General features: G+C 63.5%; 17 protein-coding genes. 10 read left to right on the top strand and 7 right to left on the bottom strand.

Going from position 1 to position 18199, the window contains the following annotated elements; genetic code table 11:
• Window positions 1-49: 49 nt before the first annotated feature.
• On the bottom strand, window positions 50-586 hold the full coding sequence (locus L2Y97_RS18760; RefSeq protein WP_247429664.1) for a hypothetical protein: 537 nt from the start codon (window positions 584-586) through the stop codon (window positions 50-52).
• Window positions 587-874: 288 nt separating this feature from the next.
• On the opposite strand from L2Y97_RS18760, the gene L2Y97_RS18755 reads away from it, so the two are divergent.
• On the top strand, window positions 875-1960 hold the full coding sequence (locus L2Y97_RS18755; RefSeq protein WP_247429662.1) for an alpha/beta fold hydrolase: 1086 nt from the start codon (window positions 875-877) through the stop codon (window positions 1958-1960).
• A gap of 37 nt (window positions 1961-1997) precedes the next feature.
• Here the strand turns inward: L2Y97_RS18755 and L2Y97_RS18750 are convergent, their stop codons facing one another.
• Both L2Y97_RS18750 and L2Y97_RS18745 read right to left on the bottom strand, forming a co-directional pair.
• A complete protein-coding gene (locus L2Y97_RS18750) occupies window positions 1998-3914 on the bottom strand; it encodes a sensor histidine kinase (protein WP_247429660.1) in 1917 nt (638 codons plus the stop codon).
• Between the two features lie 8 nt (window positions 3915-3922).
• Window positions 3923-4600, bottom strand: a complete 678-nt coding sequence (locus tag L2Y97_RS18745) for a response regulator transcription factor (RefSeq protein WP_247429658.1) — start codon at window positions 4598-4600, stop codon at window positions 3923-3925.
• Window positions 4601-4889: 289 nt separating this feature from the next.
• On the opposite strand from L2Y97_RS18745, the gene L2Y97_RS18740 reads away from it, so the two are divergent.
• A complete protein-coding gene (locus tag L2Y97_RS18740) occupies window positions 4890-5627 on the top strand; it encodes a TlpA family protein disulfide reductase (RefSeq protein ID WP_247429656.1) in 738 nt (245 codons plus the stop codon).
• 127 nt (window positions 5628-5754) lie between these two features.
• Here the strand turns inward: L2Y97_RS18740 and L2Y97_RS18735 are convergent, their stop codons facing one another.
• Window positions 5755-7404 (bottom strand): OFA family MFS transporter, encoded by a 1650-nt coding sequence (locus L2Y97_RS18735; RefSeq protein WP_247429654.1) that lies wholly within the window; start codon window positions 7402-7404, stop codon window positions 5755-5757.
• A 241-nt stretch (window positions 7405-7645) separates the two neighbouring features.
• Between L2Y97_RS18735 and L2Y97_RS18730 the strand changes: the two genes are divergently transcribed.
• From L2Y97_RS18730 to L2Y97_RS18710, 5 genes are all read left to right on the top strand, one after another.
• Window positions 7646-9142 (top strand): DUF1254 domain-containing protein, encoded by a 1497-nt coding sequence (locus L2Y97_RS18730; protein WP_247429652.1) that lies wholly within the window; start codon window positions 7646-7648, stop codon window positions 9140-9142.
• A 92-nt stretch (window positions 9143-9234) separates the two neighbouring features.
• Window positions 9235-9849, top strand: coding sequence for a trimeric intracellular cation channel family protein (locus L2Y97_RS18725; RefSeq protein ID WP_247429649.1), 615 nt, complete (start codon window positions 9235-9237; stop codon window positions 9847-9849).
• A gap of 151 nt (window positions 9850-10000) precedes the next feature.
• Window positions 10001-10351: a type II toxin-antitoxin system RelE/ParE family toxin gene (locus tag L2Y97_RS18720; protein WP_247429646.1), complete on the top strand. Its 351-nt coding sequence runs from the start codon at window positions 10001-10003 to the stop codon at window positions 10349-10351.
• A 49-nt stretch (window positions 10352-10400) separates the two neighbouring features.
• Complete coding sequence (locus tag L2Y97_RS18715; RefSeq protein ID WP_247429644.1) at window positions 10401-10739, top strand: helix-turn-helix domain-containing transcriptional regulator; 339 nt, start codon at window positions 10401-10403, stop codon at window positions 10737-10739.
• A 159-nt stretch (window positions 10740-10898) separates the two neighbouring features.
• Window positions 10899-11951, top strand: coding sequence for a class I SAM-dependent methyltransferase (locus L2Y97_RS18710; protein WP_247429643.1), 1053 nt, complete (start codon window positions 10899-10901; stop codon window positions 11949-11951).
• Between the two features lie 14 nt (window positions 11952-11965).
• Here L2Y97_RS18710 and L2Y97_RS18705 read toward each other — a convergent pair whose 3' ends face one another.
• Window positions 11966-12610, bottom strand: coding sequence for a glutathione S-transferase family protein (locus L2Y97_RS18705; protein WP_247429641.1), 645 nt, complete (start codon window positions 12608-12610; stop codon window positions 11966-11968).
• The gene (locus tag L2Y97_RS18700) at window positions 12607-13518 is read right to left on the bottom strand and encodes a LysR family transcriptional regulator (protein WP_247429639.1); all 912 of its coding nucleotides are present in this window, start codon (window positions 13516-13518) and stop codon (window positions 12607-12609) included. The genes L2Y97_RS18705 and L2Y97_RS18700 overlap by 4 nt, the downstream gene beginning before the upstream one ends.
• A 157-nt stretch (window positions 13519-13675) precedes the next feature.
• Between L2Y97_RS18700 and L2Y97_RS18695 the strand changes: the two genes are divergently transcribed.
• From L2Y97_RS18695 to L2Y97_RS18685, 3 genes are all read left to right on the top strand, one after another.
• Window positions 13676-14671, top strand: coding sequence for an aldo/keto reductase (locus tag L2Y97_RS18695; protein WP_247429637.1), 996 nt, complete (start codon window positions 13676-13678; stop codon window positions 14669-14671).
• A 262-nt stretch (window positions 14672-14933) separates the two neighbouring features.
• Entirely contained in the window at window positions 14934-15173 is a 240-nt protein-coding gene (locus tag L2Y97_RS18690) for a phosphopantetheine-binding protein (protein ID WP_247429635.1), read from the top strand.
• Between the two features lie 284 nt (window positions 15174-15457).
• A complete protein-coding gene (locus tag L2Y97_RS18685) occupies window positions 15458-16765 on the top strand; it encodes a two-component system sensor histidine kinase NtrB (protein WP_247429633.1) in 1308 nt (435 codons plus the stop codon).
• Window positions 16766-16877: 112 nt separating this feature from the next.
• On the opposite strand, the gene L2Y97_RS18680 is transcribed toward L2Y97_RS18685, so the two are convergent.
• Window positions 16878-18185, bottom strand: a complete 1308-nt coding sequence (locus tag L2Y97_RS18680; protein ID WP_247429631.1) for an XVIPCD domain-containing protein — start codon at window positions 18183-18185, stop codon at window positions 16878-16880.
• Between the last annotated feature and the right edge of the window lie 14 nt (window positions 18186-18199).

Genomic DNA, 18199 nt, shown 5'->3' with positions numbered 1-18199 from the left:
GGTGCGAAACGAGGCGCCACCGCGGCAGTCCGCGGTGGTGCCGAGGCGCTTACTTCGCGCCGTTAGCGCGGGCGCGGCGCTCGATGCTGGCAGCAAACAGCGGGGTTTCCCGGCTGTTATGGTCGCTGGAGGCGGACTGGCGTGCAGCGGCGGCTTCTTCGATGGTCATGCCGTGTTCCTTCAGCCATGCCAGGTACTCTTCCGGCGCGGACGACACCACGGCGTTGGTGTACTTGCAGCTCTTGTCATCGATCGGCTCGACCGAAAGATCCCAGATCACCTGTACGCGGCTGCGGCCCTGCGGTGCGAACACATCGGAGAGCGAGACCATCTTGCAGTGGTTTGGCTCGGCGACTTCCGCGATGTACTGCTGGATCACCAGGCCCTTGCCGATCTGTTCCACGTTGATCGACATGCGGCGGCCATCATCGGTCCACGTGGCGCCGGCGGCGATGTGGTCGGGCGGGCAGCAGCGCTTGTATTCATCGCTGGGCAGGCTGAACAGCCACTCGGCGATATCGATCTTGTCGGCCGGAAGATTGATCACGGCGCTGTAAGCGGACTGCGAAAGCACGTTGTTCGTCATGGTTCTTCTCATCGTCGGGGAAGTGAGTGCGATGAGATTGTTGCGAGTGCAGCAAGAGGCCTTCTTGTACCAATCGCATTGGAAGAATGGACGAATCGGCTGTTTTGTGGGCTGGATCGTCCTTTTTCCAACCGAAGGTATAGGGGCACCGAAACCGATGTGGACGGTCGCTAACGCCTCTGCCTTCCGCTTCATTCCCGTGACACAGGTGTGTCATCCGTCATGGCTGTGCGGGCCCCTGCGCAACTGCTATGTTGCGCGAGGCAACGCGCCACTCCAGGGGAAATCATGATCCGTCTTTCGATGTTGGCCTTCGTGCTGGCCGCTACCGTGTCGCATCCCGCAGCTGGGGCGACCGATGCGCCGGCCCCCGATTCGCCAGCCGCTGTCTCGTTGTCACCCGCCTGCAAGGGCAAGCCGGGCAAGGTCGATGAATCCGGCTTCGTGAAGATCGGTGGCATCGAGCAATGGGTGACCGCCAAGGGCGATAGCTGCGCCAGTCCGGTGCTGTTCTTCATCAGCGGTGGCCCGGGTAACCCGCTGAGCGCCATTTCCGACAGCGTCTACAGCGCCGGCGAGCGCGACTTCATCGTGGTGCAGTGGGACCAGCGTGGTGCGGGCATGACCTACGGCCGCAGCCCGCCGGCCGAGGATGAAAAGCTGACCATCGAGCGGATGGCCCAGGACGGCAATGAACTGGCCGCTTACCTCGCAAAGCGATTCGGCAAGCGCAAGGTCATCCTGTGGGGCAGCTCGTGGGGCTCGATCCTGGCCGTGTACATGGCGAAGGCGCACCCGGAGCTGTACTACGCGTACGTGGGTACCTCGCAGGTGGTGAACTCCGTCGAGGCCCAAGCTGCCAGCTACAAGGAACTGACGGCGATCGCGACCCGCGATAACGATGAGGCCTCGCTCGCGGTGCTGAAGCAGGTGGGCACGCCACCGTGGACCGATCCGCGCAGCTTCGGCAAGGTGCGCAAGATCATCCGCAAATACGAAGCGAAGGTCACGACACCGCCGCCGGCAAACTGGGGCAAGGCCCCGGAATACACCACGCCCAAGGCCGAGGCCGATTACGAAGCGGGGGAGGATTACTCCTTCCTCAACTTCGTGGGCCTACATGGCGATGGCATGCTGTCACAGGTGGACCTGCCGAAGCTCGGAACCGACTTCGCCATGCCGGTGTACCTGATCGAAGGCGCCCACGACATGCTGGCGCCGCCGGAACTGGCAAAGAAGTACTTCGACAGCATCCACGCACCCGCGAAGGGCTTTGTGCTGCTGGAGCATGCCGGCCACGATCCGAACCAGGATGTCGTGGATGCGGAGTACAAGGTGCTGCGCGAGAAGGTGTTGCCGATCGCGAAGCACTAGGCGTGGATCGCGGTGCCGGAGGGTTATCCGGCACCCGTTACGCGGGTGCGATCGTGGTGCTGGCCGGGGATGCGTGCGCGGAAGATTCGTCGCCCACCGGGCGCTGCTGCCACCCGGCCATCGACACCACCATGCCAACCCATGCCCCGCGCCCAAGCCGGCTTTCCACGGTCAGTTCGCCGCCCAGGCGTATGGCGCGGCTGCGCAGGCTGTTCAAGCCCGCACCGCGATGGAGCATGGGGTCGTTGATCTCGAAACCGCGGCCGTCATCGCGCACGCCGACCAGAAGACGCCGCTCGTCCCGGCGTTCGACCACGATTTCCACGTGTTCCGCGTTGCTGTGCTTCAGCACATTGGTCAGCAGTTCCTGCAGGAAACGCAGCAGATCGAGTGCATGACCGGGGATGGGGTGGATGCCTTCCAACCGTGCGAAGGCCCAGAGGTCTTCCATGCCGGCGATCTCCAGCCGCGTGCTCCAGCGGTGGCGTAGCGGGGCGAGCAGGCCGGGAAGGTCGGTGTCGTGGTCGTGCGCGGAGGTGTCGATCACCAGGCGCAGGTCGTCGCGCAGTTCCTTCAGGGCCGCGACGGCGTGCTGCTGTTCTTCCGAGTGTGGCGACATCTCCAGCACGGTGATGGTGTTGAGCAGGCTGCCACCAAAGCCATCATGGATGTCGCGGACCAGATTCAGCCGCTCGCTCGTGCGCGTGTGCGTGAGGTTTAGCTGGTGTTCGCGCGAGAGCGTGGCACGCAGCTTGTCCGTCGCTTCATCCACTTCATGGCGGAGTTCGGCATTGAACCCTTCCACCCGGCGCATGGCGGCGGCGAAGCGGAATGCGAGGGCGAAACCCATGCCGATCAGCGACAGCGGAGCGGTCACGGCAAGCAGGTAGTTGTCGCTGTGGGTGATGCCGAACAGTGCGAGGAAATCGTGCACACCTGCGGCGCAGGGAATCACCAGGCACGCCGCCAGCACACGCAGATCCCAGCGCCGCTCCTGCACGGCAAAGCCGATGAACCACACGGTGGCCGCCAGGTTGATAAGGCTGCCGACGACGAAGCCCAGGCCACGATTCACGCCTGCGCTATGCGGCGAGGCGATGGCCCATGCGATCTGCGCCAGGGCCACGCCGAGCAGCGCGTACTCGGTCCACCGCCAGCGCCGCTCGCAGAAGCGCAGCAGGAACACGCAGTACACGCTGGCGTTCGCCACGAAGGCCGAAAGGATGAACGCCTGCCATGCATCGGTACTGGCGAAGGGCCAAGTGCTGTCGGCGATGAAGTTGGCGTTGTAGCAAAGCGAGATGAGCGAGGTGAGCGCGTACCAGCCGAAGGCGGTGTCCTTGCGGCGTAGCAGCCACAGGATCAGGAACAGGCCGCAGAACACGGCATCGATGGCCTGGCTGAAGAGATGCAGGCCGTAGCGCCAGAACAGCTCGGAGCGATAAAGCGCCTGCACCGCACGTGGGGACCCGACACTCACCGCACCCAGCCCTGGCTGGTAGGCCACGATGCCGGAGACCCGGATCCATATCTCGTTATCGCCCTTGTGCAGCAGCGGCTGGTCGATCAGGAAGTAGTGCGGGCGAATCCAGCTGCGCGACAGGGGCTCGGTGAGGTTGCTGTCGGCATAGACCAGGCTGCCGTTGACGTACACGGCCTGGGCCATGCAGGCATAGCTCACCAGCAGGCCGATGGGCGATGCGTTGTCATCCTGGTGCCAGTGCAGGCGGTACCAGACCACGCCGTTGTGCTCGGGCCAGCGCAGGTCCCAGTAATCCATGAGCGGTACATCCAGCCAGCCGTCCGCGGGCGGTGTAGTGGAATCCGGGGTGCCCTGCGCGACCTGGGCCTGGGTCAGGGTGACCACGCTGGTGCTCGTGGCTTGTGCGGCGGCCGCGGGCAGCAGCCATGCGCTCAGCCACAGGGCGACGAGCACCTGAAGCGAGCGGGCCATGCGCGCGCTCAGCACAGCAAGCCGCGCGATCGCGCCTCGAAGATCGCCGCTGTGCGCGAACGCACCGCCAGCTTGCGATAGATGGCCTTGGTGTAGCCCTCGATCGTGTGCCGGGAGAGGCCGGTATGCTCGGCGATATCGCGATTGCCCATGCCGCGTTCCACCAGCTGCAGGATTTCGGTTTCGCGCGGGGTGAGGGCAGCATCGGCGCCTGCGGCGGCATCCGGCGTGTCGGTGGCCTTGTTCACGACCAGTGCAAGGATGTGCCGCGCGACGGAGGGATCGATCGGTGCGCCCCCGTGCTGGATGCTGCGCAGGGCCAGGTCGAGCTCCTCGTCGTCACGTTCCTTCAGCAGGTAACCCACGGCACCTGCCTGCAGGGCCTGGACCACGGTCGCGGCATCGCCGTAAGCGGATACGACTACCGTAAGGGTTTGCGGGCGGTGCTCGTTCAACCAGGCGACGAGTTCAATACCGCTGGCATCGGGCAGGCCCATGTCGACCAGGGCAACGGCGGGATAGCTCTCGCTGAGCTGCTGCAACGCTTCGTCCACGCTGCTGGCGAAGGCGATGGTGGAATCCGTGCCGGCATGCCCGCTAAGCAACCGGGCCAGGCGCTGTTGTGTGGCCGGGTCATCATCCACGACCAGGGCGGGATGCAGGCCAATACGGTTGGATACGTTCACTTCCGTGCCCCAGACGATCCTCTTACCCCCAATTCTGGGGGTCCCCGGCCCGGAGTATAGACCGTAGGGTGGGGGTGCTACAGGGAATCCACCGATGCGCCGTATTTGCACCTCGTTTCCGCGGGGTGCCCCCGCAAGGCGGCCACCCCGCCTTGCGGGGCCTTGGCGCCAGAGCCCGTCCCCCACCCGGCAACACCCCCTTGTAGGAGCGTGCTTGCACGCGATGGGTGCTGGCCGTACCTTCAGTCCCGCGCAAGGCTCAACGGACGATCCGCAACGGAGGAATGCCATGAAGTGGCTTAGTGCTGTTTTCGTGCTTTTCGCAGTCGGCAGCGCCGCCGACGCTGCTACCTCGGGCGCCACCGCGCCCCAACCGCCTCTTACTCTCGCCACGCTCCGCCAGATCTGCGGCGATACCACCAGTCCAAAAATCGTCTTTCGTGACCAGGCCGGTAAGGTGATCGACGAGAACACCTTCATGGCAGGGATGCACAGGGGTCTGGCTTCGAGCTGCAAGCCCGCCAACGGTAGCGGTGTTGCGGTCATGACGCTGGCGCAGGCCACGCCACCGCCCAAGGTCGAGGTAAGCAACCTGGTGATCGGCGAAGCGTTGCCTGCGTTTTCGCTGACGTCGAGCCGCGGTCGCACGGTCACCTCCCGTGCTTTTGATCACGACCTGACCGTTATCGATTTCTTCTATGACTGCACGGGGTGCATCGCAGATATTCCCGCACTCAACGCCTTCCACGCCGCGCACCCGGAAACCGGCGCGCTGAGCATCACGTATGACTCCGTGGCGCAGATGCCTGCGTACCAGAAGCAGTTCGGGCTGACCTGGGAAATCGTCCCTGATGCGGTCACGTTTTACGAGAAGGCGAACATCCAGCGGTTTCCCACGGTGGGGATCGTCGATCGCCACGGGCGCCTGTTGGCCTTGAAGGAGGCGTGGACCTTGCATCCGCCCGGCCGGAAGCTCACCGGTGAGGACATCGCACGCTGGGTCGCGGATGTCAGAAAGGGCGCGTAGAGGCCTGCGCTCCTGTCACGGAACACTGCGTTCGTTCCCTCCGTACGTGTGTAGGAGCGTGCTTGCGGCACCGTGAATCGCGCGCAAGCGCGCTCCTACAAAAGGCGACGAATCGCCGTGTAATGGTTTAGAACAACGCCGCCGCCTTACCCACCGCAATCCACACGCCGATCAGGAATGGAATCCCCACCAGCGCCCAGGCCACCAGGCCGACGATGCCGAACGAGCCACGTGCGGCATCCTGCGCCCCCGCCGACACGGCTGCGGATTCGCGTTGCAGCGATTTCTCGTGCGCGAGTTCGGCGTCGGTCATCAGGTCGCTTTCCTTCACCGGCTTCACCAGCAGGTTGCAGACCATGCCGACCAGCAGAAGGATGGCGAGGATGTATAGCGTGCGGTCGTAGACGAGGTTCTTGGCCACGCCCGCATCGAGCTGGGCCTGGCGCACCGCGGCGATAAGGAATGGGCCCGCCACGCCCGCCACCGACCACGCGGTGAGCAGGCGGCCGTGGATCGCGCCGACCATCTGTGTGCCGAACAGATCCGAGAGGTATGCGGGCACGGTCGCAAAGCCACCGCCATACATGGAAAGGATGATGCACACGGCCAGCACGAACATCGCCGCAAGGCCCGCGTGCCCCAGCGTGGGCAGCGTGCAGTACAGGGCGATACCCAATGCGAAGAACACGAAGTAGGTGACCTTGCGTCCCATGAAGTCCGACAGCGATGCCCAGAAAATGCGGCCCAGGCTGTTGAACAGGCTGATCAGGCCAACCAATCCGGCAGCGGAGGCTGCGATGGCCGCCTTCTGCTCTGTGCTCAGTTCCACAGAGGCATCCAGCCCCAGCAACTTCCCGCCGAACACATCCTGGAACATGGGGCTGGCCATGGAGAGCACGCCGATGCCGGCCGTGACGTTCATGCACAGCACCACCCAGATCAGCCAGAACTGCGGCGTTTTCCACGCGCGGTTGAGGTGCACGTGGCGGTGGGTGATCAGCTTGTTCGTGGATTCAGCCGGCGGGGTCCAGCCCAGCGGGCGCCAACCCGAAGGCGGCACGCGGAAACCGAAGGCACCGGCAGTCATCACGACCAGGTAGATCACACCCATCACGATCAGCGTGGTCGATACACCCGGCACACCGTCGTGCGAGAACCGCTGCATCAGCGAAACGGCCAGCGGGGCACCCACGAGGGCGCCGCCGCCATACCCCATGATGGCGAAACCGGTAGCCAGGCCGCGCCGGTCCGGGAACCACTTGATCAGCGTGGAGACGGGCGTGATGTACCCGAGCCCCTGGCCGATGCCGCCGAGCACGCCGGCCCCCAGGTACACCAGCCAGAGCTGGTGGATGGCCACGCCGATGCCACCGACCACCAAGCCACCGCCCCAGCACAGCGCGGCGATAAAGCCAGCCTTGCGCGGGCCGGCGTGTTCCAGCCACGCACCCCAGATCGCCGCCGAGATACCGAGCATGGCGATGAAGGTTTCAAAAATGTGGTTCACCGCCGGGACGGTCCAGTTGCACCCGGACGAGAACAGCTGCTCGAAGAAGCCGAGCTGCGCGCACATGGCCGGGTTGGCCTCGGCCACCAGCTTGGTCATGGGCAGCCAGAACACCGAGAACCCGTAGGCCATGCCGATGCACAGATGGATGGCCAGGGCGGCCGGGGGGACCAGCCAGCGGTTGAACCGCGGCCCGGCAAGGGTGTTTTCCCGGGCCAGCACAGAACCACGCGCCGACGGTTGCCCGCCGGGCTTCACAGCCTCATCCATTCGCTTGTCCCCCAGGGCGATCGCCGGGCCGGGTGGCCATCATGGAGCGATACCCGCGCGGGCGAGAGGGTGCCACGGATTTGCGTCAGGTCAAAGTCGGCTTTGGTCTAGGGTGGCTTGGTAAATCTACGCAGGCTTGCCCGGTAGCTTTTCGCTTCTTGGGCCGGCCCCCGGCGTGGGCATCATCACCTGTCGGCCGGGGCCATCGCCGCCCCGACGCTTCCTGCTGCTGGGGTGCCTTATGTCTTCGAACCGCTTGCGCGTGGTCATGTTGATTCTCACGGCCACCCTCGTAGCCGCCTTCGCTGGCGGTGCCGCCGCGCAGACATCCGAGAGCCACGGCTGGCTCAATAACGACCAGGCCAGGACGCCATACGGGACGTTCCAGTTCAAGAACGGCTACCCGACCGCCGACACCAGCCGGCAGGTGCGCGACGTGATCACGCGCAACCGGGCTATCGAGGTCTATATCGCCCAGATGCCCACCGTATCGTGGTACGCGGTGTGGAAGGGCATCGCCGGGGCCGGCGGCAAGCAGCCCAACCAGCTGGTGATATGGGAGCGGTTGATGGATGCGAAGACCCTGCTGCTCACGGGCAATACCGAGACCGTCTACGGGCTGGCCGCGATGGATCTGCGCAAGGGCCCCATCGTTATCGAAGTGCCACCCAAGATGCTCGGCGGCGTCAACGACATTCGCCAGACGGAGATCTTCGGCATCGGGCCCACGGGCGTGGACAAGGGGCAGGGCGGCAAGCTGTTGATCGTGCCGCCGGGGTATGCCGGCACCATCCCACCGGGCTACATCGTCGGCCATTCACCGGGATATCGCATCGTGTTCGCCGTGCGTGGCTTTCTTGAAGAAGGAAAGCCCGATGCCGCGGTGGCGCTGATGAAGAAAGCACGCGTGTACGCACTGGCCGATGCGGGCCATCCGCCAGCGCAGGCCTTCGTCGATGGCTCGGGCAAGGAGATCGACACGATATTCCCGGACACGGCGACGTACTTCGACGATCTCGGGCAAATCATCCAGGATGAGCCGGCGGAGATGTTCACGCCTTCCGATCGCTTCGCGATGGCGAGCATCGGCCTGGTGTCCGGCAAGCCCTTCACGCCCGATAACGCGCAGCGCAAGCTGCTGGCCGAAGCGGCACAGATCGGCAGCGCCTACGCGCGCGTCAACGGCTTTGATTCGCAGGATGCGACGCGCATTGTCTATCCCGATAGAAAATGGGAGCAGCTCTTCATCGGCGGCAGCGTGACCTGGGATGCGCAGGGGTACCCCAATGAAGATCGCCGCGCGGCGTTCTCGTACTCGGCCATCGGCATGTCACCCGCGATGACCTCGAAGGCCGTGGGTCAGGGTTCGCAGTACATCTGGACCATGCGTGATGCGCAGGGGCGTTACCTGGATGGCGCAACGAACTACGTGTTGCACATACCGCCAAACATTCCGGTGAAAAACTTCTGGTCGATCGTGGTCTACGATGCACAAAGCCGATCCCTGCTGCGCAGCCACCAGCCGTTCCCCTCGGTAAGCCAGTACACCGGGCCGGTGGCCAATGCCGATGGGTCCTACGACATCTACTTCGGGCCGAAGGGGCCGCCCGGCAAGTCAAAGAACTGGATCGAAACGGTGCCTCAGAAGGGCTGGTTCGTGCTGATGCGCTTCTATGGGCCGCTGCCGCCGTTCTTCGACCAGAGCTGGAAACCGGGGGATATCGAGGTGGCCAAATGAGCAAGGCGGCCAGATAGGCTCCAGCACTCCCCACAGGCCGTGCCGGCCCCGCGTGCCCTACACTGCGTGCAACACGGCATGGCGAGGGCAGCATGGTTCGCAAACACGTCGTCCTCGCGGGCGACCTGGCTGGCACGGTGGTGTTCGCCATTGAAGGTGCCATGGCGGCGATCCACGCCGGGCTGGATCTGCTGGGCGTGCTGGTGTTGTCGTTTATCGTCGCGCTGGGTGGCGGCGTGGTGCGCGATCTGCTCATTGGCGCGACCCCGCCCAATGCCATTCAAGACTGGCGCTATCCGCTTCTCGCGTTTGCGGCGGGCCTGGTCACCTTCACCTTCCACACCCAGGTGGCTGCCGCCCCACCCATGCTCCTGATCACGCTGGATGCCGCGGGCTTGGCCATCTTCGCCGCCACGGGCGCGGAAAAGGCGCTCGATTACAAGATCACACCGGTGAACGCCGTACTGATGGGGGCGGTCACAGGCTGCGGTGGCGGCGTGATTCGCGACCTGCTGCTGACGCGTACGCCGCTGATTCTGATGGCCGATATTTACGCCACCGCGGCGTTGCTGGGTGCGGCGGTGGTGGTCGTCTGCACGCGCCTACGCTGGTCACCGGCGCTGGCCATGGCATTGGGCTGCGTGGTGTGTTTTGCCGTGCGGATGCTGGCGGTGGTTTATCACTGGCAGTTGCCGCGGGTGGGTTAGTCGGTACGAAACTCTTTCGCCAGGGAGAGGATTGGTGTCATCGAAGACCCACAGGGCACGACGTGGTTGGCCGACATGACCTATCGCGAACCTTGCATCCTTATAAGGTAACGTATACGGTACCTTTGGTGGCATGACAAGAGGACGTCCGATGCCACGGGTACGAGAGTTCGTTGATAAGGATGGTCGAAACCACTACCGGCAATTTTTCAGCTCGTTGGCAACGGCCGCTGCGGTCAAAGTAGCTGCGGTTACGGCGCGCTTGGCCGCCGGAAACACGTCGGGCCTCAAGACGCTTGGTGCGGGTCTTACCGAATGGCGAATCGATTGGGGGCCCGGTCTGCGGATTTATCTGCATCAGGATGGCGACGATCTGATTCTACTCATGGCGGGCAGCGACAAAAGCGATCAGAGCAAGGCGATTGCATTGGCGCGTGGATTGGTCACTGAGTACAAACTACGGAAGCGAGCCGAGCGAAAAAGAGTCGTTCTAGTGAGGTGAAACAGTTTGTGGGTTGAATCCAAACATCTACGTGAGAGGGCATAACGCCATGGTATTGACGGTCGACTATCGCGAAACCATCGCGAAGCGCATCCAGAGCGATCCGGCATTTGCCAGGGCGCTTTTGGACGAGGCAACCACGATGTTCGTCAACGGCGAGACTGAGGCTGCGCGGCTCTTGATGCGCGATCTCACCCATGGCCTCATTGGCTTCGAAGGCCTGGCTAAAGCGACTGGTACGCCGCCGAAGAGTCTCCATCGCATGCTGTCCGCTGGCGGCAATCCTGGGATGGATGCGCTGGGTGCCATCTTCAGCCAACTAGCACGGGCTGTCCTTCATAGCTCCTCGGCATCAGTACACGTTGAGCCAGCGGGCGCGCCGGCATAGGGCAATTTCCACCTCCTCTGGCGGAGGAAATTACCTGACGCGGAAATTGTTCCCGCTCGTTCGCGAGCCTAAAATCCCCAAGCCCTTCCGCGCCCCACGGCCGGCCGGAACCGCTAGTGCACTGCCTCGCCGTACCCCTCGGTTGCGGAGGGCATGGCCATGCCCATCAACGAAGACAAACTCAATGCGTTCCTGGGTAAGGCCGTAGGCGACCTGGGCGCGGCGTATAGCGCGGTGCTGGTGTTGCTGGGCGACGAGTTGGGGCTCTACAAAGCCTTGGCCAAGGAGTCGCTGACCCCAGCCGAACTCGCCAACCGCTGCGGCACCAACGAGCGATACATGCGCGAATGGTTGGGTAACCAGGCGGCTGGTGGGTATGTCGACTTCGATGCCGCGACGGGCAAGTACCATCTGACTGAAGAGCAGGCCGCCTGTCTCGCCGATCCTGCCGGGCCCGTGGATCTCCCTGGGGCCTATGAAATCGCCCGGGCGCTGTTCCACACCTATCCACGGGTGCGCGACAACTTCATCAGCGGCAACGGCATGGAGTGGGGGGAGCACCATCCTTGTCTGTTCCACGGTGTGGAGCGGTTCTTCCGCGGGGGGTACAACTCGCACCTGGTGAGTGAGTGGCTTCCCGCGCTCGATGGCGTGGTGGATCGGCTATCGCGTGGTGGCAAAGTCGCTGATATCGGCTGCGGTCATGGCGCGAGTACCGTGCTGATGGCGAAGGCGTTCCCGGCTTCGCAATTCGTTGGATACGACTACCACGGGCCATCGATCGATACCGCGCGGGAGAGGGCCAAGGCGGCGGGCGTCGCTAATGTGACGTTCGAACAAGCCGATGCCGCTACTTACAAGGGCAAGGATTTCGACCTCATTGCCTTCTTCGATTGCCTGCACGACATGGCCGATCCGGACGGCGCTGCGCGTCACGCGCGTAGTGCGCTAAAGGACGACGGCACCTGCATGATCGTCGAACCCTTCGCTGGCAATAGCACCGCCGAGAACCTGCATGCAGTGGGGCGGGTGTACTACGCTGCCTCGTCGATGATTTGCGTGCCCGTGTCGCTGGCGAAGCATGGGCCGGCGCTCGGCGCGCAGGCAGGTGAAGCGCGACTGCGTAAAGTCGTAGTCGATGCGGGCGGCTTCAGCCGCTTCCGGAGGGCGGCCGAAACGCCGTTCAACATTGTCTTAGAGGCGCGGCCCTAGGCCTCACGAATCCACTACGAACGCGTGTTATAGGCCAGCTGGTCAGCAAACGCCCGCTTGAAAGCGGGCCGCGCTTCACCGCGCGCTACATACGCGGCAAGCTTCGGGAATTCATTGATGATCCCCGAGGGTTTCAGCCGTTGCAGCACCGAAATCATCACCAGGTCACCCACGCTGAAATCACCATCCAGCCATTCCGAATCGCCCAGCCGCTCCTGCAATTGCGCGAGCCGCTGTTTGATCCGTTCTACTACCAGCGGCATGCGCTCGGCCGCCCACGGCTTATCGCCTTCGGCAAACCTTGCCGTCTGAAGATCGAGGATGGGGTTCTCAACCGAGTTAAGCGCGGCGAACATCCACATGATGGCGCGCGAGCGGGCGTGTGCATCCGGCGGGAGCAGGTCACCGCCGTACCGCTCAGCGAGATAAAGAATGATGGCGCCCGACTCGAACAACGTCAGGTCGCCTTCCTCGAACACGGGAATCTGCCCGAAGGGATGCCGCGCCAGATGCTCGGCCTCCTTCAGCGCGGGGAAGGGCACCCCACGTACTTCGTAGCGCTGGCCCACTTCCTCCAGCGCCCAGCGTACGCGCGTGTCGCGCGCCAGGCCCTTGCCGCCGTCGGGTGATTTTTCAAAGCACGTGATCGTAATCGTCATCGTGAAGCCCTCCCGGTCGGCGCACGATACCGCAATGCCTCTACCAATGCTGTCAACGCGGGCGCCCCCTGCCGACGGTTCGGGTAATAGAGGTGATAACCCGGAAAGGGCTGGCACCACTTATCGAGTACGCGCACCAGGGTGCCATCCGCGATGTGGCCAAGCACCATATCTTCCGGCACCCAGCCCAATCCAAGCCCACGTAATGCGGCATCCATCACCTGGGTGCCGCTGGTGGCGGTGACCTGGCCTTCCACGCGCACCTTCACCTCGCGGCCGTCCTTCTCAAAATCCCATTGCATCAGGCCGCCGTGTGTCGGCAGGCGCAGGTTGATGCAGTTGTGGTCGGGGAGATCTTCGATCGTCTTTGGCTTCTTCCGCTTGGCGAAATACGCAGGCGAGCCCACGACCGCCATTCGGACCTCAGGGCCGATCGGCACGGCGATCATGTCGCGGGCCACTTGTTCGCCCAGCCGGATACCGATATCGAAGCGTTCGGCCACGATATCCACCAGCCCGTAATTCACCGCCACTTCCACGGAGATATCCGGGTACTGCGGAAGGAAGCGTTCCAGGGCGGGCCAGATAATCGTGTTGGCCGCGTGCTCGGCCGTGGTGATGCGCAGGCTGCCGGCGGGTTTCTCGCGCAGTTCGCCCAGGGCATCCATCTCCGCCTCGATCTCGTCCAGGCGTGGGGCGACGGTTTGCAACAGCCGTTCGCCCGCTTCGGTAGGGGCCACGCTCCGCGTGGTGCGGGTGAGCAGGCGTACGCCCAGGCGGCTTTCCAGCCCGCGGATGGTGTGGCTCAGCGCCGATTGCGAGGTGCCCATCCTGGCCGCGGCCCGCGTGAAACTGCGTTCCCGGGCCACGGCGATGAAAGCCATGATGTCCTGAATATCCTTGCGCATCGGGGCGGTACCGGGCGGGGGATGGGTGCGGATGATGCTAGCACCGGGGCCGGTCATTCATATCAAGGATTCATAAGCCCATGCGGAATGAGCCGTCTAGTTCACGAGCGGCCGGGGCCTTAGATTGATCCTCGACCCCATCCCACCGAGACACATCATGCAAAAGCGCACCCTGGGTTCCAGCGGCCTCGAAGTCTCCGCCATCGGCTTCGGCTGCATGGGCCTGAACTTCGGCTACGGCACGGTCACCCCCGAAGCCGAGGCCATCGCCCTCATCCGTGCTGCGTACGAGCGCGGCGTCACCTTCTTCGATACGGCCGAGGTCTATGGACCGTTCACCAATGAGCTGGTGGTCGGCAAGGCGCTCGCCCCGATCCGCAACGAGGTGGTGATCGCCACGAAATTTGGCTTCGAGATCGATCCGGATACCGGCAAGCAGAACGGCCTGAACAGCCGCCCCGAGCACATCAAGAAGGTGGCCGAGGCCTCGCTCAAGCGCCTGGGCATCGAGACGATCGATCTGCTCTACCAGCACCGCGTGGATCCGAACGTGCCGATCGAAGACGTGGCTGGCGCGGTGAAGGACCTGATCGACGAAGGCAAGGTGCGCCACTTCGGCCTGTCTGAACCCTCGGCGGAAACCGTCCGCCGCGCACACGGCGTGCAGCGGGTGACCGCCCTGCAGAACGAATACTCGCTGTGGACCCGCGGCCCGGAGACAAACGGCATTCTCGACACCTGCGAAGAACTCGGCATCGGCCTGGTTGCCTACAGCCCGCTGGGCAAGGGCTTCCTCACCGGCGCCATGAGCAAGGAAACCCAGCTCAACGACAATGATTTCCGCAAGATCCTCCCGCGCTTCACCGCCGATGCCATGCAGGCGAATGAAGCGTTGGTCAGCCTGTTGAAAGTCATCGCCCACGACAAACAGGCGACGCCTGCGCAGGTGGCCCTGGCCTGGCTGCTGTCGCGTAAGCCGTGGATCGTGCCGATTCCCGGTACGACCAAGCTGCACCGCCTGGAAGAAAACAATGGCGCGGCCGCTGTTGAACTCACGGCATCGGACCTGGAGCGCATTGAAATCGCGGCGGCGGATATCGCGATTACGGGTGATCGCTATCCCGAGCATCTGATGAAGATGGTGGGGCGCTAGTCGTCCAAAATAGGTCATTGCCTGCGTTCTGGCAGATCATGTTGGCGTCGACGCCCAGCCTCCAACATGGCATCTGCCACTACAGTTGCCCCACGATCCCCAACAAAGAGACGTTGCATGGGACGTGGGGTGCAGGCATGCGGGAACAAATGTGAGGCGGATTAACGGATTAAGCAGCCCGTGCCACATAAGTGCCGAAGTTTTCCTGCAAGGAGGCCCCTTATGGGCTAAGTTCAGGCTCCCCTAGCCAAAGGAGATGGCGATGAAGCAGGCCGATGCACTTAACGACATACGCGATGCGATTAACGTGCACGCGGAAACGACGCTCGAAACGCTTTCGCCGTCGGACAATCTTTCCGGTCTGGGCCTTGATGCTCTCAGCTACGTCGAGGTGACGATGAGCCTTGAAGAGAAATGGGGCATCTCCATCGGGGCAGATCTGCCTGACTTCGAAGACGATCTGACGGTACAAAGCCTGCTCGACCAGGCCCCGAAAGGGTAGGGGCCGCCGGTCGCAGGCCACTACGATGTGCTCCGTGCTATCCGATGCAAGGTCGGAGAGGCATCGCGCCGAGCCGACGAACTGGAGGTGTGGGGGCGGCTACAGGCGGAGTCGCGCGGCGTAGTGAAAGCTGGCTTCCTAAACCTGGGCGGCCAGAAATGTGAAGGGCACGTCAAGAACACGCGTTGACGGTCGCTGCACGGATATTATTTATCCTTCGTGCCGTCCCTCGGCTCCGGCCAAGGCCCGCTCAACCGTACGAGCCCATGGGCACGGGAGCCCGCTTGCCGCAGACGTTCGCCCAACAGCAGCAACTCATGGACATTGCCCAGGATTGCGTCATGCAACTGGACCTGGCCGGCCAGATCACCGCCGTGAATGCGCCCGGGGTGATATTGCTGCGTCTTCCGAATGCCTCGGCCGTCATTGGCCGCCCTTGGTCTGCGCTGTGGCCGAAGGAATTTCAGCAGACAGTCGCCGATGCCGTGGCGGCCGCAGCCACCGGGCGTACCACTCGGTTCGTCGCTGCTACGGAAGGCGCCGACGCGCAGCGTCGCTGGTGGTCTGTTTCGGTCGGGCCGCTGACGAAGCCCGATGCCTCGGTCGAGGCGATAGGCACGGTCAGCCGTGAGATCACCGAGCGGGTGCAGCTCGAAGCATCGCTCGATGCCATCAACACGACCCTGCGTGAGCGCCTGGCCGCGGCGCAATCCACGATCGCCAGCGGTGTCCGTCGTGAAACGGGGTTGCGTGATGAGCTGGCTATCGCCGAACGCGCCGTGACCGCCAGCGATCGGGAGAACGCGGATTTGCACGACCGCCTGGACCTCGCGGCCCTTGCCCAGTTCGCCGCCGAGCGGGTGGCCCAGCAAGCGCAGAAGGGCGAAGCCGTCGGCCAGTTGGTCGCGGGCCTGTCGCACGACTTCAACAACAATCTGCAGACGGTGATCTCGGCACTCGATGCGCTGGTGGCCATGGATGACCTCACGCCGCAGCAGGGCAAATTCGCAGGTTTCGCGCTGGATGCGGCCCGGCATGCGTCGGTCATGTCGCAGCGCTTGCTCGCCTTCACCCGTGTGCATCCGTACGTGCCAAGTCACCTTGATCTGGTGGCCGTCATGGCCGATATCGTGCCGATGATGGCAGGCACCCTCGGACGCGGTATGCGCCTGGAGATGGATGCGGGCGCCGGCCCACTAGCGGTGTTCGCCGACGCGCATTCGATCCAGCAGGGTTTGATGAACCTCTGCGTCAACGCACGCGATGCTTGCGAGGGCAACGGCACCATCCGCATTACGTTTGGCGCGGAACACGTGGACGCCGAACAGGCATCCCTCGTGCTGCCCGAGGGCGACTACGTGTTTGCCGAAGTAGCCGACAATGGCCCCGGCATGCCCGATGAGGTGAAGGAACGATTGTTCCAGCCGTTCTTCACCACCAAACCCGCCGGCCAGGGCACTGGCCTCGGCATGGCGCAGGTATTGGGCCTGATGCGCCAGGCCAGCGGCTCGGTGGAAGTGCAGTCGCAGTTAGGCGAAGGTACTCGCGTGCGGCTGGTTTTCCCGCGAGTGGTTGCCCCGGCGGAAGTGTGATGCGTGCGCGCATTGGCTCGCGCGCATCGCGGAACTTCGCCCTTGCGGTCGCGGTGCCGGCGGGCGAAGCAATTGCTTCGCCCCGCCCGGCTATTCGGACATAGTGAATTATTCAGCGAGTAAGCGCTGGTGAATGGGCTGGCTGAGCTTGATCCTGGGCCTGAGCCGGCTGCTGTGCCTGTTGCTCTGCCTGCAGGTGGCCAAACCTCTCCATGGCTTGCGGCCACATGGCGCTTGTCTCTGCTACAGGCGTCATCGCGGCCTGTGTGGATACGCTCGTGAACTGATCGTAGAAATGATCCCTTACACCAGGAGGTCGCTGTGCGCCCCACAAACGCGAGCCGTCTTCGGACAGAGCGATCTGGTCGATCCTGAGCAACCCGTCTTGCCGCGCCGCCACCGTCAGGCCTGCGGCAAGATTGTCGCTGTGCGCGTCGGACGTACGGCCCATCTCCTGATCGAGTCGATAGACGTGGCTACGAACCTGCATATAGAGCGCATGATCCGCGTGCGCGGGCTGGTCCAGTGACACTGAGACTGGCTGGACGAGCGCATCGGCGATCGCGTCGCGCGTCCGAGATCCAACAACGCCATCGGAAGTCAGTGCGTGATCGCGCTGAAACGCTTCTACTGCAGCAAGGGTGCCTGGGCCGAAGTGTCCGTCGGCAACAAGAAGATGCCCATGGGAATCGTGATAACCCAATTGAGCTAGCTGGGTTTGAAGATCAGCAACCGATTGCCCATGTGAGCCCTGGCGGAGCGCGCTCGATGCGGCTTGTCCCCGAACTTGCGGTGTGTGCGTCCGCTCATAGAAGCCGGAATCGGGAGGAAGGCGGCCGTGCTCTTGCTCATGGCGCTCCACGAAGCGCTCGAATGCAGGAATAAACGGCATGACGTGTTCGCGCGAAAGGGCTAAGGCTTCGGGGCTCGCGCGGGCGCCATCGTGATGGTAAGCGTAAATATACTCTTCGCTTTCGCCACGTCGGCTGGCACGGGAAGCGTTGTCCTTATAGTATGCGACGAGCGCTTCCGCCTGTCGCGTCATGTCGCCGCGCTGTTCGTCAGGAATCCCATAAGCACGGCCCGTGTTCTTAACAAACTGCCCCACGCCGTAGGCAGAGGTAGGGCCTGCTGCGGCATCTGGATTGAAACCCGATTCAAATCTCGACATCGCCAATACGTATGCCGTCTGATGGTTATCGAGACCAGCACGTTGGGCCGCAGCCACCAACGCATCCATGGCCCCTGCCTGTACTTCAGGGCTAGCGTCTCCGTGGATGTGGGAGTTGCCTGCCAAGCGGCCCGGCGATTCATCGATCGGATCGTAATAATGGGAATATCGCTGATCGACCTGACTGTCCCGATACGCGGGGCCCCTAGGTTGAAGCAAGGGGCCATAAAGATCATCTTGTTCCGTCACTTACATCTCCTGTG

Origin of the sequence: Luteibacter aegosomatissinici, from assembly GCF_023078495.1 — a bacterium.
Classification (GTDB): domain Bacteria; phylum Pseudomonadota; class Gammaproteobacteria; order Xanthomonadales; family Rhodanobacteraceae; genus Luteibacter; species Luteibacter aegosomatissinici.
The sequence above is the reverse complement of the archived record's forward strand: the minus strand, read 5'-3'. Positions and strand labels throughout refer to the sequence as shown.